The following is a 14,815-nucleotide window of genomic DNA, read 5'->3' as shown; positions in this document are numbered from 1 at the left end:
GGCTTATTTTTAAAGATGTCTCTACTACTCCCCAATAGCGAAAGTCAAAGTCCCCTTAGCCGCTAACTTCCCGTCAACTGTCGCCTTTGCCTCAACAACAGCGATTGGTCCACGGCGTTTGATGAATTTAGCATGCAAGATAAGCTGGTCTCCTGGCACAACTTGCTTTTTGAATTTCACACCATCCATGCCTGCGTAAAAGACGAGTTTGCCTTTATTTTCAGTTTTTGACAACTCTAAAACACCAGCTGTTTGCGCCAATGCCTCCATAATCAGTACCCCTGGCATGACTGGATAGCCTGGAAAATGTCCGTTGAAAAATTCTTCATTGACAGAAACATTTTTAAGCGCCGTGATTTCATCATCAGAATGTTCCAAGACACGATCAACTAATAACATTGGGTAACGATGAGGCAAAGCCTCTTTAATTTGGTTAATATCAATCGTCATTTAATGCGTACCAATTCCTCTCCGTATTCGACCATGCTTTCTGGCGATACCAAAATTTCTGTGATAACACCGTCGTGCGGTGCAGGGATTTCATTCATGACTTTCATCGCCTCGATAATCAGCAAGGTTTGACCTTTTTTGACTGTTTCGCCAACTGCGATAAAGTCTGATTTGTCGGGCGCGGGTTTGAGGTATGCCACACCTACGAGCGGGCTTTTTACAACGTCGCCTTCGGCAATGGCAACAGGCATTTCAGCTTGAACTGATACTTCTGACAAGTTAATCGTTTCAGAAACCTGTACCTGTGGTGCGACCACTTTTTCGACAGGTGCAGCTACTGTTGCCTGTCCACCATTGTTTTTAGAAAATGACAGAGAAAACTTACTCGTCGCATAAGAAAATTCACGTAAAGACGATGCGTCAAATTGACTCAATAAGTCTTTGATTTCACTAATCTGAATTGACATCTTAGTCATCCTCCCATTTTTTGAGGGCAATAACAGCATTGTGACCGCCAAAGCCAAGTGAATTTGAAATCGCATACTTGATGTTATGTGGCTTACCTTGACCAAGGACAACGTTTATAATAGATGTATTTTCATCAAGTTCAGTCGTCCCAGCATTGACAGGTGCATATTGGTGCTGAATAGCTTCTAAAGTTGCCACCGCCTCAATCCCGCCAGCAGCACCGAGTGCGTGTCCTGTCAAGGCTTTCGTTGAAGAGACAAGGACATTTTCATCGTCGCCAAAAACAGTGTGAATGGCAAGTGCCTCACCTTTTTCATTGGCTTGTGTAGACGTGCCATGAGCGTTGATGTAGCCCACTTCACTCGGCGCAATCCCTGCCTCATCAAGCGCCAGTTGCATAGCTTTAGCAGCACCAGAGCCGTCTGGTAATGGCGTTGTCATATGATGAGCATCGTTTGTTGAGCCGTAGCCAACGATTTCTGCCAAGATATTGGCACCACGCGCTTTGGCATGTTCAAGACTCTCAAGAACGAGAATCCCAGAACCTTCACCCATAACAAAACCTGAACGCTCTTTATCAAATGGAATTGAAGCACGTTTGGGATCTGTCTCACTTGTCAAAGCTGTCAAATTGGCAAAACCAGCTACACCAAATTCACAAATGGCTGCCTCTGTGCCACCAGCTAGCATAACATCAGCATAACCGTTTTTGATTTCACGGAAAGCTGAACCAATGGCATTTGTTCCCGCCGCACAAGCAGTAACCTCAGCACGACTGACACCTTTTGCTTTAACACGCATTGCGATATTACCTGTCGCCATATTTACAAGCGAAAGTGGTACAAAAAGCGGTGCCACACGTTTAGGACCTTTTAATGCCAAACGTTTTCCTTGTTCTTGAATGACTGGCAAACCAGCAATCCCCGATCCAATAATAACACCAAAACGATCATGATTCAAATTTTCATCATTTTCAGTATCAATACCCGCCATGTCGAGCGCCTCAAGTGCCGCATAAATCGCATAAAGACTAAAAGTGTCCATACGCTTTTTATCTTTATGAACAAAATATTTGTCAAAAGGAAAATTTTTAACTTCAGCTGCAACGGTTATCCCTGTCTCTGTCGCATCAAATTTTTTGATGACGTCAATCCCAGTATTTCCCGCTTCAAGATTTGTCCAAAACTCTTCTGGTGTATTCCCAATCGGCGATGTTACGCCGTAACCTGTGATGACTACACGATTTGTCATTGTCTTTACTCCTCAAATTCAAGATTCATTACCAAAAAAGCGAATCCCTCTTAATTTTTTATTGCATCGTCAAACCGCCGTCAATGGCGATTGTTTGACCTGTGATATATTCTTGTGTGGCAAGAAAAAGCGCTGTTGTTGCAATTTCTTTTGCATGACCAAACTGTTTCATTGGAATTTGCGCTTTCATGGCATCCTTAACTTTATCAGACAAAACAGCCGTCATGGCGCTTTCGATAAAACCAGGTGCAATCGCATTGACACGAATGTTACGTCCCGCAACTTCGCGCGCAACCGTCTTAGTCAGACCAATCAGCCCAGCTTTTGATGCAGCATAGTTAGCTTGCCCAACATTACCCATAAGACCAACGACTGATGCCATATTGATAATCGCACCTTGGCGCGCCTTAGTCATCGGTTTAAGGACTGCTTGCATCATGTTGAAAGCACCCGTCAGATTAACTTTAAGCACCCGCTCGAAATCTTCTTCCGTCATTTTCAACATCAGCTTATCGTTGGTAACGCCAGCGTTATTGACCAAAACGTCTACACTTCCTAATGCCTCAGTCGCCTCAGCGATAATCCGTTTCGCATCGTCAGACTTACTCACGTCGCCCATTATACCAACAACTTGCACATTATACTGTTCAAATTCGCCGATAAGTTCTGATGAAATCTCAAACAAGTCGTTTAGGATAATATTGGCACCATTTGCCGCAAATTCATGCGCAATAGCAAGACCAATGCCACGTGTTGAGCCTGTGATTAAGACATTTTTATTGATAATTTCCATTTTTATTTCTCCAAAATTGCGTTTAATGTTGCCAAATCTTCAACATTTGTGATATTAACTGCCTTGTCAATTTTCTTAACAAATCCTGATAAAACCTTACCTGGTCCGATTTCAATAAAATCGGTTACACCCAAAGCAATCATCGTCTCAACTGACTCGTAAAATTTAACTGGTGTCATAACTTGACGTGTCAACAAAGATTTAATGTCATTGAAAGCCATGACTTGTGCCGTTGTATTTGAAATCAATGGTAGCTCAAAGTCTTTAAAGGCAACATCCTCTAGCTCAATCGCTAACTTTTCAGATGCCGATTTGAGCAAAGCAGTGTGAAATGGTCCTGAGACTTTCAGCGGAATCATCCGTTTGACACCCGCCTCTGTGAGCAGTTCGACCGCATAGTCAACTGCCGCCACTTCACCACCAATCACGATTTGGGCTGGTGTGTTGTAGTTGGCTGGGCTGACAATTCCTTTGCTTGAAGCTTGTTGACAGACTTCCTCGATAACTTTCGCATCCGTATTCATGACTGCGACCATTTTGCCAGAGCCTGTCGGCGCTGCATCCGCCATGTATTGCCCACGTTTTGCGACTAATTTTACGGCTTTGGCAAATGGTAAACTGCCACTAGCGACAAGTGCTGAGTACTCACCCAAGGAAAGACCCGCAACCACATCTGGCTTGATGCCACGTGAGACAAGCAAACGTAAAATTGCCACCGAAGTCGTCAAAATCGCTGGCTGCGTAAATCTCGTTTCTCCCAATTTATCTGCATCAGAATCAATCAGCTCACGCAAATCGTAACCGAGAATTTCAGATGCCTCATCATAAGTTTCTTTAACAACTGTAAAATTATCATACAAATCGCGCGCCATACCCAATTTTTGAGCACCTTGACCCGCAAATAAAAAGCCTGTTTTTGTCATTTTCTACTCCAATTTTTTCAGGTCACTTAGTCAAGCCATTTTTGAGCTGCTTTGATTTCAGCTTGAAATCCAGTATACAAATCCAAAATGATTTCTTCAACTGTTTCTTCCTTATTGACCAAACCAGCGATTTGACCCGCCATAACTGAGCCATTGTCAACATCACCATGAATCACGGATGCTGGCAATTTACCTGCGCCCATTTCATCAAAAACACTCATATCTGGCTCGTCTTGCTTAAATGCGGCAAGTTCTGCCTTATCAAAATCTTTCGTCAACTGATTTTTAATGGCACGAACGGCATGACCAAAATGACTGGCTGACACAACCGTCGAAATATCTTTAGCTTTCAAAACCTTGTCTTTATAGTTTTGATGCGCGTTTGATTCTGTTGCGACAATAAATCTCGTTCCGACTTGAACAGCCTCAGCACCTAGCATAAAGCCTGCTGCCATGCCCTTGCCGTCAGCGATACCGCCGGCTGCAATAACAGGCAATTCTACCGCCTCTGTCACTTGGCGTACCAAGGTCATCGTCGTCAATTGTCCGATATGACCGCCAGCCTCCATGCCCTCAGCGACAATGGCATCAACACCGAGACGCGCCATTGACTTGGCTTGAGCGACACTCGCAACCACTGGAATGACAATCATCCCTGCCGCTTTGAAACGCGCCATATACTTTTTAGGAGAACCCGCACCAGTCGTGACCACTTTCACACCTTCTTCGATAACAAGGTCAACAATATCATCAACAAAAGGTGAATGCAACATGATATTAACCGCAAAAGGTTTATCCGTAATCTCACGAATACGGTCAATATGCCCTTTAACGACTTCTTTAGGTGCATTACCACCAGCGATAATGCCAAAGCCACCAGCTTTAGAAACTGCACCAGCCAAATCGCCGTCTGCGATCCACGCCATACCACCTTGGAAAATAGGATAATCTATATTTAGTAATTTTGTAATTTTAGTTTTCATATTATTTTATCATTCGATTAAATAGTTTGACAATCAAACTATTAGCATAAAAATTTTGAGAACGTTCGCACGTTCCCAGAATTTTTGACTATTCAGCGACTTTCGCTTCAACAAATTTAACTAAGTCACCAACTGTGTTGAGACCTTCTTCTGTTTCGATTGCGATTTCGTATTCTTCTTCAATTTCGTTGATGATTTGGAAAATATCAAGCGAATCCGCATCAAGCGATTCAAATGATGTTTCAAGCGTAATTTCACTTGCTTCTTTACCGAGTTCCTCAACAATAATTTCTTGAACTTTTTCAAATACTGCCATGATTGTAATCTCCAATTTTCTATATTTTTAAAATCTTTTGTTACCTAAATTTTAACAACAAGTGTCCCCCATGTCAAGCCACCACCAAACCCTGTTAGTACTAACGTTTGCGTACCATCAAGTTTAATCGTACCATTTTCAACCGATTCTGATAGGAGAATCGGAATACTTGCTGCACTTGTATTACCATAATCCCGCATATTTTGCAGAAATTTTTGACGGTCTGCTTTGATTTTTCGTGCCATTTTATCAAGAATCCGTGAATTTGCCTGATGAAGTAAAAAATAATCAATTTCATTTGTCGTCAAATTCGCTTTTTCAAGACCCTCCAAAACATTTTTTGGCACATCACGCACGGCAAAATCAAAAATCGCACGTCCATCCATTTTTAGGAAGTTGTCATCTGCCAACTTAGCCTTTGAAAAGGGGGAATTGGGCTGGGTCAAATGGCTCGTCAAGCTCATACCACGACTGCCGTCAGATTTGAGCGATTCTGCTAAAATCAGTGGTTCTTCAGCTATTGCCTGAACAATCACGCCACCTGCACCATCACCGAACAGAACACTTGTCGCTCGATCTGTCCAATCAATCACTTTTGACAAAACCTCAGCGCCGATGACCAATCCATTTTGATAAACACCACTTGCAAGCAGTTTATCTGCCATTGACAACGCATAAACAAAACCACTACAAGCAGCCGTCAAGTCAAAGGCAAAAGCATTTACCGCACCTAGATTAGCTTGAACAAGACTTGCTGTACTTGGCATATTGCCATCTGGGGAAACTGTCGCTACGATGATGAAATCAAGCGTTTCAGCCAAAAGACCGCTTCTTTCAAGGAGCTGCCGTCCAACTTTTGTCGCTAACTCCGAGGTATTTTCGTCAACTGAAATATGCCGCTGACGAATACCTGTCCGTGATGAAATCCACTCATCAGATGTATCCATGATTTTCGCCAAATCGTCATTTTTCACGACTTGATTAGGCGCATAGTGCGCAGTTGCCGTGACTTTTGCGTAAGTCATTTGATTTCCTCCAAAAATGTGTGAAGATTTTCCAGACCAGTTTGCAAAATTTTAACTGAGGGTTCTGGCATATCAGCCACGAAACGTTTGACCATTTCACGATGAAATTTGCGGTGCAAGCGGTAAAGCAAGCGACCACTACGAGAGAGCGAAACATTGACAACACGCCTATCATTATCACTACGATAACGCTCAACATAGCCCTTTTTTTCTAGCCGATTGAGCGAAACCGTTACCGTGCCGACTGTCAACATCAGTTTTTTGGCAATGTCGCTAGGGGTCGTCATGCCTGCCTCCCCGATACTGTCAATAGTGTGCATTTCTTTGATTGAGACGTTTGAAAAACGCGAAGATCGCAAGGTTGCCTCTTCGATAATCAAAACATTATTGAAAATGTGCGTAAGATATTTATTGATTTTTTCATATTCGACCACCATATCTGCTTGCACTCTCCCCCCTAGTTTTGATAATCAAATTATTTGACTATCAAATTATACCAAGTTATTTTTTTATTGTCAAGATTTTATTAGAAAATATTTTAAAAAAGAATTATATTAGAATTGTTCCTAAACCGTACAAAAAATGTTAAACTAATGTTAGGCAGATATTTATGCAAAAACTAGCTCCCTCAATGACAGTTTATTCAAACAACTTATTGGTGTGAAGCGCTCGACATTTACTCACATGCTTGAAATTTTGAACAAAGCTTATCAAGCAGAACATCTGACTGGTGGGCGTCCACGTTGCCTGAGTTTAGAAAATCAGCTTTTGCTCACTTTACGGTATTGGCGGCATTATCCCACTCAACGTCTCATTGCTTTTGATTTTGATGTGCCTCTTTCTTGTGTTTCAAGAACCATCACTTGGGTAGAAAATACGCTCCATGAAGAGGGGAGTTTTGATATTGAGGGAGTCAAAGACAAGGATCATTGGTTTGCGATTGATGTGACAGAAAGTCCAATTCAACGTCCAAAAAAAACCAACGTGACCACTATTCAGGAAAAAAACACCGACATACCGTGAAAACGCAAGTTTTGCTTGATTTTACCACTCATCGTGTCGTGAGTCTTGCCTTCGCTGAAGGGCATTGTCATGATTTTAAGCTTTTCAAGGAAAGCATAGGTGGCACTCTGCCAGAAGACCTTCTTCTTGTTGTTGATTTAGGTTATCTAGGCATTCTTAATTTTCATGAAAATACTTTTATTCCTGCAAAGCGTTCTAAAAATCATGAGTTGAATGAAGAGGAGAAGGCACTGAATCGAGAAATTTCTCGAATACGTATGGAGATTGAGCACTTTAATGCGGTATTCAAAACCTTTCAAATTATGGCACTTCCTTATCGGAATCGCAGAAGACGCTTTGATTGTCGGGCTGAATTAATTTGTGGCATTATCAATTTTGAAAGAGCGATGGTTTAGGAACAAGTCTATTTACTAAAATTCTTGACATTAAAAGATGTTTTGTTACAATAGAGTTGTATAAATCATTTCATCTAGTTACAAAAACTAGATGTTTGACATCAAACAAAATTTAAGGATAAGTAATGAAACTACCAGAATTAAAGATTGGTGATTTGACAGCTAGAGTCCCTATCATTCAAGGTGGGATGGGAATTGGAATTTCTCTCCACAAATTAGCTGGAAATGTTGCCGCACAAGGCGGCATCGGCATTTTATCAACAGCACAAATCGGCTTTCAAGAGGAAAATTTTCGGCGTGCTCCTGTTAAAACAAATCTTAAGGCGATTCAAACGCAACTTGATAAGGCACGCGCTATTGCTAAAGAGGGTATTCTCGGCTTTAATGTTATGGTAGCATGTTTTCGCTATGATGATGTCGTCAAACATTGTGTTGAAGCTGGTGCTGACGTGATTATCTCAGGTGCGGGTCTGCCAATGAATCTACCAGAGCTTGTTGGCAATGCCAAAACAAAAATTGCACCGATTGTTTCATCAGTTAAGGCTACCAAGATTATTTTGCGCAATTGGGCAAAGAAATACAATCGAACTGCTGATTTCATTGTTATTGAAGGACCTGAAGGTGGCGGTCATCTAGGGTTTAAGGCTAATCAAATTGAAGAAGCCATTCTTGGTATGGACGATGAGATTATTCAAATCATCGCACACGTTAAGGAGTATGAAGAAAAATTTAACATATCAATCCCTGTGATTTTTGCAGGTGGTGTTTGGAATCGTTCAGATATTGCGCATTATCTCAGTCTTGGCTGTTCAGGCGTACAAATGGCGACACGTTTTATTGGCACAGTCGAATGTGATGCGCCTGATGATTTTAAAGATCGATTTATTCAAGCAAACGAAAATGATATTCACTTGACAACCTCGCCTGTTGGGCTACCTGGTCGAGCGATTGATAACAAATTTACTGAAATTATCAAAAATGGGCTTGCTGACTATAAGGCACAAGATGCACCGAAAACGCCACTTATTCCAATTGCTAGCTGTTTAAATTGTTTACAAACAAAACTTTGCGACCGTAAGACAATTCCTTATTGTATCAGCGAAGCTTTGCTCAATTCGGTCGAACACAACACCGATATGGGCTTGCTGTTTTCTGGAACAAATGGTTATCGTATCAACGAAATCACAACGGTTAAGGCGATTTTTGATGAATTGACAGCATCATTTTAAAAATGACAAGATTGCGCTTGTCATTTTTTGTATCATTCTGATTATTTTGTTAAAATGGAAGTATCAAAGAAAAGGAAAAAATCTCATGCCAACTTTAGAAACGACATTTTACGGACACACCTACGACAATCCTTTCATGAACGCATCTGGCGTACACTGCATGGATGTGACGGAACTTGACGAACTCGCTAGTTCTGCGGCGGGGTCATTTGTCACAAAATCAGCGACTGCTGACGGTCGCAAAGGCAATCCCGAACCGCGCTACGTCAACCTTGACCTCGGCAGTATCAACTCCATGGGCTTGCCAAATCTCGGGCTTGACTACTATCTCAACTACGCTATTTTGCGCCAGAAAAGTCAGCCAGATGCGCCCTTTGTCATGAGCGTTGCCTCGTATCAAGGCTTTGACGAATATGTGGACAATATGCGCCAAATTCAAGACAGCGCTTATACTGGGCTTGTCGAGCTTAACCTTTCTTGTCCAAATGTCCCTGGCAAACCGCAAATGGCTTATGACTTTGAAGACACTAAGCGCTTGTTGACTGAGATTTTCAAGTTTTATACTAAGCCATTTGGCGTGAAATTGCCACCTTATTTCGATATGCAACATTTCGATAAAATCGCTAACGTTTTAAATCAATTTGATCTGAAATTTGTCAACTGTATCAATTCTATCGGCAATGGGCTTTATATTGACGAAACAACTGATACCGTCGTTATTAAACCAAAAGGTGGTTTTGGTGGCATCGGCGGCGAGTACGTCAAACCAACGGCTTTGGCAAATGTCCGTGCCTTGAAGCAACGGCTCAATCCGACAATTGAAGTGATTGGTACTGGTGGCATTTTGACTGGACGTGATGCATATGAACACTTGCTTTGTGGCGCATCAATGGTACAAGTTGGCACACAATTGCAAAAAGAGGGCGTGCATGTATTTGAACGCTTAACTGCCGAATTATTGGCTGTACTTGAGGAAAAAGGTTATCAGTCAATCGCTGAATTTAAAGGGAAATTGGGTACTTTAGATTAAAGCGTTGCTGAAATACCCACTATTCATATAAGAATTTAGAGATAGAAAAAGAGCGAAGAATCGCTCTTTTTCTATCTCATTTAATCATTTGACAAAGCCTCAATCGGATTGAGCTTGGCTGCTTTTCCAGCGGGCATCAAACTTGCAAATAAAGCAATGACAATTGCAACAATCACACTGCCAATAACCGCAGCAAGAGAAATTTGGATAATATCGAACTTATCCAACAGACCACTCACTGCCGCATTGACACCAAATTGACCGATGAAAGCAACAATAATCCCTAGAACAGCCGAAGCGAAACCTAGAAGAACTGTCTCAACCACAAAAAGCGAGCGAATATCCCCACGGCGCGCTCCAAGTGCACGAAGAATCCCAATTTCTTTCGTGCGTTCGGCAACCGACATGTAAGTTGTCGCAATAATCATCATCAAACTAACCAAGAGCGAAATACCCGCAATTAACGCCAAAACAATCGAAACAATTGACGTAATTTTGTTAATCGGTTTCAAGATTGCACCAACTGAGAAAGTCACGAAATCCTTATGACCGTCAGTTTCAAGCGCTTGAATTTTCTTAATCACACCGTCCACATGATGACTATCATCAATCGTTGGCACGATAAGGTTCGGCTCACTAACAAGATTATTTTCTTTAAATGTTTTCGACAATGATTTGAAATTCAAAGTCAACACATTTTGCGCTGGACTGCTCTTGGTAATACCTGACACTTTAACATCTTGAGAAATACTGATAGGCGTGCCATTTTCGACCGGCATTTTATACGCAAGATGAATCGTTTGACCGACCATTTTCCGCCAGTTATTCTTATCCCATTTTTTCGCCAAACTGTCAGGAATAACCACTTCATTTTCGCTAGGTTTCTTCCCAACTAAAAGTGAGCTAGCCGTATTTGTATTATTCCACGTTTGAATTTCTGGAAATGATTCTGTTACCTTACCAATCGTTGCCGTCAACTCGACAGGTAGGACATCAAAAGCCTTCTCAACTTTTGTAACATACTTAATTTTTTCAACTTTTGTGACAAGCGCATCAGAAATCGCTACTTTAGGCGAATTAGTCACTGCAAGTTGTTGCGTTTCGCCCATCGCCTCTTCATTCGACTTTTTATTATCCTCGGTCACACGTTTCAAAACCATGGGAACATTTGGATTAGCAAGGTCTGTAATCATTTTATTCATATATCCTTTAGCCCCATTGCCTAAGCCAAGGAAAAACATGACCGAGAACAGACCGATTGCCACGCCAATCATAATCATCAGATTTTGTTTCCAATTATGTAAAAAATGCTGGGTCGCCATGCGCGATTTGGCTGAGAATGACAGCGCCCTCGTTTTGAACTCACGTGTTTTTAGCTTACTCTCATAAGCTGGCTTAATTCGCTCATCCGAGATAATCTGCCCGTCCGCCAAATGCACAATCCGCGTGCCATAATCGGCAACTTCCTGCGAGTGCGTCACAACGATAACCGTCTTACCACTTTTGGCAATGTCGGACAGAATTTCAAGTACATCCCTAGTATTTTGTGAGTCAAGCGCACCAGTCGGTTCATCAGCAAGAATAATATCTGGATCATTTGCCAAAGCTCTGGCAATGGCAACACGTTGCTTTTGCCCACCCGATAATTGATTCGGATTTTTCTTCTTGTGTTCCAATAGCCCAACTTGTTTGAGCAATTCTTCAGCTTTCTTGATTTGCGCTTTGTGTGACAGATTCGTCATTTTTAGCGAAATGAGCACATTATCCAAAACACTCAGATAACTCACGAGATTAAAAGATTGGAAGATGAAACCAATCGTATCACGGCGATACTCGTCCATGGCACGCAAATTTTTATCTGCTTGCTTGACACCACCTACCTTAACCTCGCCATCGTACTTGTTATCAAGTCCACCGATAATGTTCATCAACGTTGATTTACCGCCACCAGACTCGCCAAGAATTGAGATAAAGTCTCCCCTATCAAAGCTGACATCTAAGCCTGTCAGGACGGGAAATTCTTCTTTACCGAGAAAGTAAGATTTTTTGATATTTTTAAGTTCTAAAATTGACATTGACTACTTTTCCTTTTTTATAAAATTAAGTTCTGTTTAAGTATACATCACTTTCAGAAAATTTTCATGGGACTTTAGACCTATTTTCAAAAAATAAAACGTAAAATCGCCATTGTCACAACACCGACAACAACAGCTAACATCAAGGATTTTCTGACATAGCCAACGATAACAGCTGGAATCATTGCTAAAAATTTTAGCAAATCAAGCGTTGGCAAAGCATTTTTATGCAAAACCAAAAGCTCCGACACCAATAAAGTTGTCATCATTGATAATGATAAATAACTCAGAAAACGTTTGAAAAAATCAGGAAAAGTTAGGACTTTTGCCAAAGGAAATGGCAATATTCGTGGCAACCAAGTCACGAGAACAGCTGAAAAAAGTGCTAAATAAAAATACATCAGACCACACCTACTTCTTTATTCTTTGGTGAGGTAAAAGCCGCACCAATTACTGCACCAATAACCGTCGCAATTAAAATTGCTACATAAGTTGTCATGATAATTCCTGCTAAAAAATAAATAATCGTTGATGATAAAATAACAGTTAGCACCACTTTGACACGCTCATTTTGAAACATTGAATCTGCCGTCAAAATAAAAAGACCAACAAACATCGCCGTCAAGGCATAATCAATGCCAAATTTTTGCGGATTCGGAATTAAGTTGCCAACGCCAGCACCAACTACTGTCGCAAACACCCAAGACAGATGGCTCATAACATTTACGCCTTGCATCCAAACAGCCGTAATCGGCGTTCTTTTAGCATGTTCCAAAGTCAAAACCCCAAAAGATTCATCCGTCATCAGCGTCCCCATGGCAATACCAGATCTCAGCGACTGGTCAGGGAAAATCTGTGTGGCAGTAAAACTTTGTAAAAACATACGAAAATTGACCAGAAAAATCGTTGCAGCAACAATCGAAACTGGCGTGTGTGCGGCTATCATGGCAGCAATGATAAACTGACCCGCGCCCGCATAGAGAAAAACGGACATAGAAAAGACTTGCCACACACTGAAATCTTGTGCCGCAGCGACAATGCCAAATGCCACACCAATACTAATATACCCCATCGTAACGGGCATAGCGGACTTGATGCCATCCGTAAATTTATAATTTTCCATAAAATGCTCCTAAAACATAATAAGTCTATTATAACAAAAACAGCCGATTGATTGGTTGTTTTAGGGGCATTTTTGGAAAATAGAAGAAATCATGCAAAACTGGCATAATCTGCCTATTATCAAACAAAAAACTCTAACCTCACAAATAAAAAGGTCAGAGCTTTTAAAATTACATTTGTTTGTTATAGTATTCAACGATAAGTGCTTCGTTAATTTCTGGATTAATTTCGTCGCGTTCTGGCAAACGAACAAGTGTCCCTTCGAGTTTTTCACCGTCAAACGAGATGAAAGAAGGACGACCAAGCGTTGCTTCAACTGCTTCAAGAATCGCTGGTACTTTGAGTGATTTTTCACGAACTGAAATCACATCGCCAATATTGACACGGTATGACGGAATATCAACACGTGAACCATTGACCAAGATATGACCGTGGTTGACGAATTGACGCGCTTGACGACGTGTTGTCGCCAAACCAAGACGATAAACAACATTGTCAAGACGACGTTCAAGAAGCACCATGAAATTGAAACCAAGTTTACCTTCTTTAACTTTTGTTGCTTGAACAAACAAGTTACGGAATTGACGTTCAGAAACACCGTAAGTGAAACGAAGTTTTTGTTTTTCAGCCAATTGCAAACCGTACTCAGACAATTTAGAGCGGTTATTTGGACCGTGTTGACCTGGTACGTAGTTACGACGTGCAATTTCTTTACCAGTGCCTGTAAGTGATACGCCAAGACGGCGTGATTGTTTCCATGATGGACCTGTGTAGCGTGACATTTGATGTCTCCTTCAAAAATTTGATTTGAAGAAATAACTCATGTGACTTTCAGGTTCGTGCATTGTAAATTCGCCTCACAGCTTCGGTTACTCGTTAGCTTGGTGCCAGTTTTGAAACACCTCTTTACAATGTTGACGACACCCTAGTTCACGGCTGCATTACTTCAACTCATCTAGTATATCATGAAAATGTTAATCTGTCAAGGAAAAAATCATAATCCCCGCTGCAACGGCAACATTTAAAGACTCAGCTTGACCGATCATGTTAATATGAGCAAGAATATCAGCAGATTTTGCTGTTTCAGCACTAATCCCACTTCCTTCATTCCCCATGACAAGGGCTAATTTTTCGGGTTTAGCAATCGTCCTATAATCAATTGACTCAGCAGATAATGTGGTCGCAATCACTGTCGTTTTCTGTGTTTTCAGCCGTGCATATAAAGCCTGTATATCATTTTCCAGAAAAATCGGCAGATGAAAATGCGACCCTTGCATCGTGCGCAGAACTTTTGGCGAATAAATATCAGCGCTGCCAGCCGTCAAAATAACACCATCAAACCCCGCCGCATCAGCCGTTCTAATCATCGTGCCGACATTACCTGGATCTTGAACATTCTCCAAAATCAAAAGTCTTTGCAAGGTTTCAGAGGTCATCTCAAGTGTCGGCAACTTGATTTCAGCAATAATGCCTTGCGGTGTCTCGGTATCTGACAAAAATTTCATAACCTCACTTGAAACAAGTCTCGCATTTTCGATATTAGCAAATTTTTCAGTCACAAAAATCTGTACAAATTCAGCGCCAGCCTTGCATGCTTCCTCATACAAATGCACACCCTCAATCAAATAAGAAGTCGTGCGATATTTCTTTTTATAAAGTTTCTTGGCAGTTTTCACGCGTATATTATCTTTTGAACTTATCATTTCCATAGCTTTTATTTTAGCATATTCTC

General features: G+C 41.3%; 16 protein-coding genes and 1 pseudogene. 3 read left to right on the top strand and 14 right to left on the bottom strand.

Translation table 11 applies throughout. The annotated features are described in order from the left end of the window. Window positions 1–24: 24 nt before the first annotated feature. The 9 genes from fabZ to fabT all read right to left on the bottom strand — a co-directional run bounded on the left by fabZ (window position 25) and on the right by fabT (window position 6,646). Window positions 25–450 carry a 3-hydroxyacyl-ACP dehydratase FabZ gene (gene fabZ, locus Hs30E_RS01075; protein WP_172207343.1) on the bottom strand — a complete coding sequence of 142 codons (426 nt, stop codon included), beginning with the start codon at window positions 448–450 and terminating at the stop codon, window positions 25–27. Further along, a complete protein-coding gene (accB, locus tag Hs30E_RS01070; RefSeq protein WP_172207385.1) occupies window positions 447–911 on the bottom strand; it encodes an acetyl-CoA carboxylase biotin carboxyl carrier protein in 465 nt (154 codons plus the stop codon). Before accB ends, fabZ begins: the two co-directional genes overlap by 4 nt. A 7-nt stretch (window positions 912–918) precedes the next feature. Then, entirely contained in the window at window positions 919–2,169 is a 1,251-nt protein-coding gene (fabF, locus tag Hs30E_RS01065) for a beta-ketoacyl-ACP synthase II (RefSeq protein WP_172207341.1), read from the bottom strand. A gap of 58 nt (window positions 2,170–2,227) precedes the next feature. Beyond that, window positions 2,228–2,962, bottom strand: coding sequence for a 3-oxoacyl-[acyl-carrier-protein] reductase (fabG, locus tag Hs30E_RS01060; RefSeq protein WP_172207340.1), 735 nt, complete (start codon window positions 2,960–2,962; stop codon window positions 2,228–2,230). A 2-nt stretch (window positions 2,963–2,964) separates the two neighbouring features. Further along, complete coding sequence (gene fabD, locus Hs30E_RS01055) at window positions 2,965–3,885, bottom strand: ACP S-malonyltransferase (RefSeq protein WP_172207338.1); 921 nt, start codon at window positions 3,883–3,885, stop codon at window positions 2,965–2,967. Window positions 3,886–3,911: 26 nt separating this feature from the next. Continuing rightward, window positions 3,912–4,868: an enoyl-[acyl-carrier-protein] reductase FabK gene (fabK, locus tag Hs30E_RS01050; protein WP_172207337.1), complete on the bottom strand. Its 957-nt coding sequence runs from the start codon at window positions 4,866–4,868 to the stop codon at window positions 3,912–3,914. An 88-nt stretch (window positions 4,869–4,956) separates the two neighbouring features. Beyond that, window positions 4,957–5,184 (bottom strand): acyl carrier protein, encoded by a 228-nt coding sequence (locus tag Hs30E_RS01045; RefSeq protein WP_172207336.1) that lies wholly within the window; start codon window positions 5,182–5,184, stop codon window positions 4,957–4,959. A gap of 44 nt (window positions 5,185–5,228) precedes the next feature. Beyond that, the gene (locus tag Hs30E_RS01040) at window positions 5,229–6,209 is read right to left on the bottom strand and encodes a beta-ketoacyl-ACP synthase III (RefSeq protein ID WP_172207335.1); all 981 of its coding nucleotides are present in this window, start codon (window positions 6,207–6,209) and stop codon (window positions 5,229–5,231) included. Then, on the bottom strand, window positions 6,206–6,646 hold the full coding sequence (gene fabT / locus Hs30E_RS01035; RefSeq protein ID WP_172207383.1) for a fatty acid biosynthesis transcriptional regulator FabT: 441 nt from the start codon (window positions 6,644–6,646) through the stop codon (window positions 6,206–6,208). The genes Hs30E_RS01040 and fabT overlap by 4 nt, the downstream gene beginning before the upstream one ends. Before the next feature lie 169 nt (window positions 6,647–6,815). Here fabT and Hs30E_RS01030 point away from each other — a divergent pair. From Hs30E_RS01030 to Hs30E_RS01020, 3 genes and pseudogenes are all read left to right on the top strand, one after another. Next, a pseudogene (locus Hs30E_RS01030) lies at window positions 6,816–7,627 on the top strand (IS5 family transposase). 125 nt (window positions 7,628–7,752) lie between these two features. Further along, window positions 7,753–8,856 (top strand): NAD(P)H-dependent flavin oxidoreductase, encoded by a 1,104-nt coding sequence (locus Hs30E_RS01025; protein WP_172207334.1) that lies wholly within the window; start codon window positions 7,753–7,755, stop codon window positions 8,854–8,856. Window positions 8,857–8,941: 85 nt separating this feature from the next. Beyond that, entirely contained in the window at window positions 8,942–9,886 is a 945-nt protein-coding gene (locus Hs30E_RS01020; protein WP_172207333.1) for a dihydroorotate oxidase, read from the top strand. An 80-nt stretch (window positions 9,887–9,966) separates the two neighbouring features. Here Hs30E_RS01020 and Hs30E_RS01015 read toward each other — a convergent pair whose 3' ends face one another. The 5 genes from Hs30E_RS01015 to Hs30E_RS00995 all read right to left on the bottom strand — a co-directional run bounded on the left by Hs30E_RS01015 (window position 9,967) and on the right by Hs30E_RS00995 (window position 14,792). Continuing rightward, window positions 9,967–11,961 (bottom strand): ABC transporter ATP-binding protein/permease, encoded by a 1,995-nt coding sequence (locus tag Hs30E_RS01015; RefSeq protein WP_172207332.1) that lies wholly within the window; start codon window positions 11,959–11,961, stop codon window positions 9,967–9,969. An 86-nt stretch (window positions 11,962–12,047) separates the two neighbouring features. After that, window positions 12,048–12,362, bottom strand: coding sequence for an AzlD domain-containing protein (locus Hs30E_RS01010; protein WP_172207331.1), 315 nt, complete (start codon window positions 12,360–12,362; stop codon window positions 12,048–12,050). Then, a complete protein-coding gene (locus tag Hs30E_RS01005; protein WP_172207330.1) occupies window positions 12,362–13,084 on the bottom strand; it encodes an AzlC family ABC transporter permease in 723 nt (240 codons plus the stop codon). The genes Hs30E_RS01010 and Hs30E_RS01005 overlap by 1 nt, the downstream gene beginning before the upstream one ends. 169 nt (window positions 13,085–13,253) lie before the next feature. Continuing rightward, the gene (gene rpsD / locus Hs30E_RS01000; RefSeq protein WP_172207329.1) at window positions 13,254–13,865 is read right to left on the bottom strand and encodes a 30S ribosomal protein S4; all 612 of its coding nucleotides are present in this window, start codon (window positions 13,863–13,865) and stop codon (window positions 13,254–13,256) included. 192 nt (window positions 13,866–14,057) lie between these two features. After that, entirely contained in the window at window positions 14,058–14,792 is a 735-nt protein-coding gene (locus Hs30E_RS00995) for a TrmH family RNA methyltransferase (RefSeq protein ID WP_172207327.1), read from the bottom strand. Window positions 14,793–14,815: the final 23 nt, after the last annotated feature.

Source organism: Pseudolactococcus hodotermopsidis, assembly GCF_011170085.1.
GTDB classification, from domain to species: domain Bacteria; phylum Bacillota; class Bacilli; order Lactobacillales; family Streptococcaceae; genus Pseudolactococcus; species Pseudolactococcus hodotermopsidis.
This window is presented reverse-complemented; position numbering and strand designations above follow the sequence as displayed.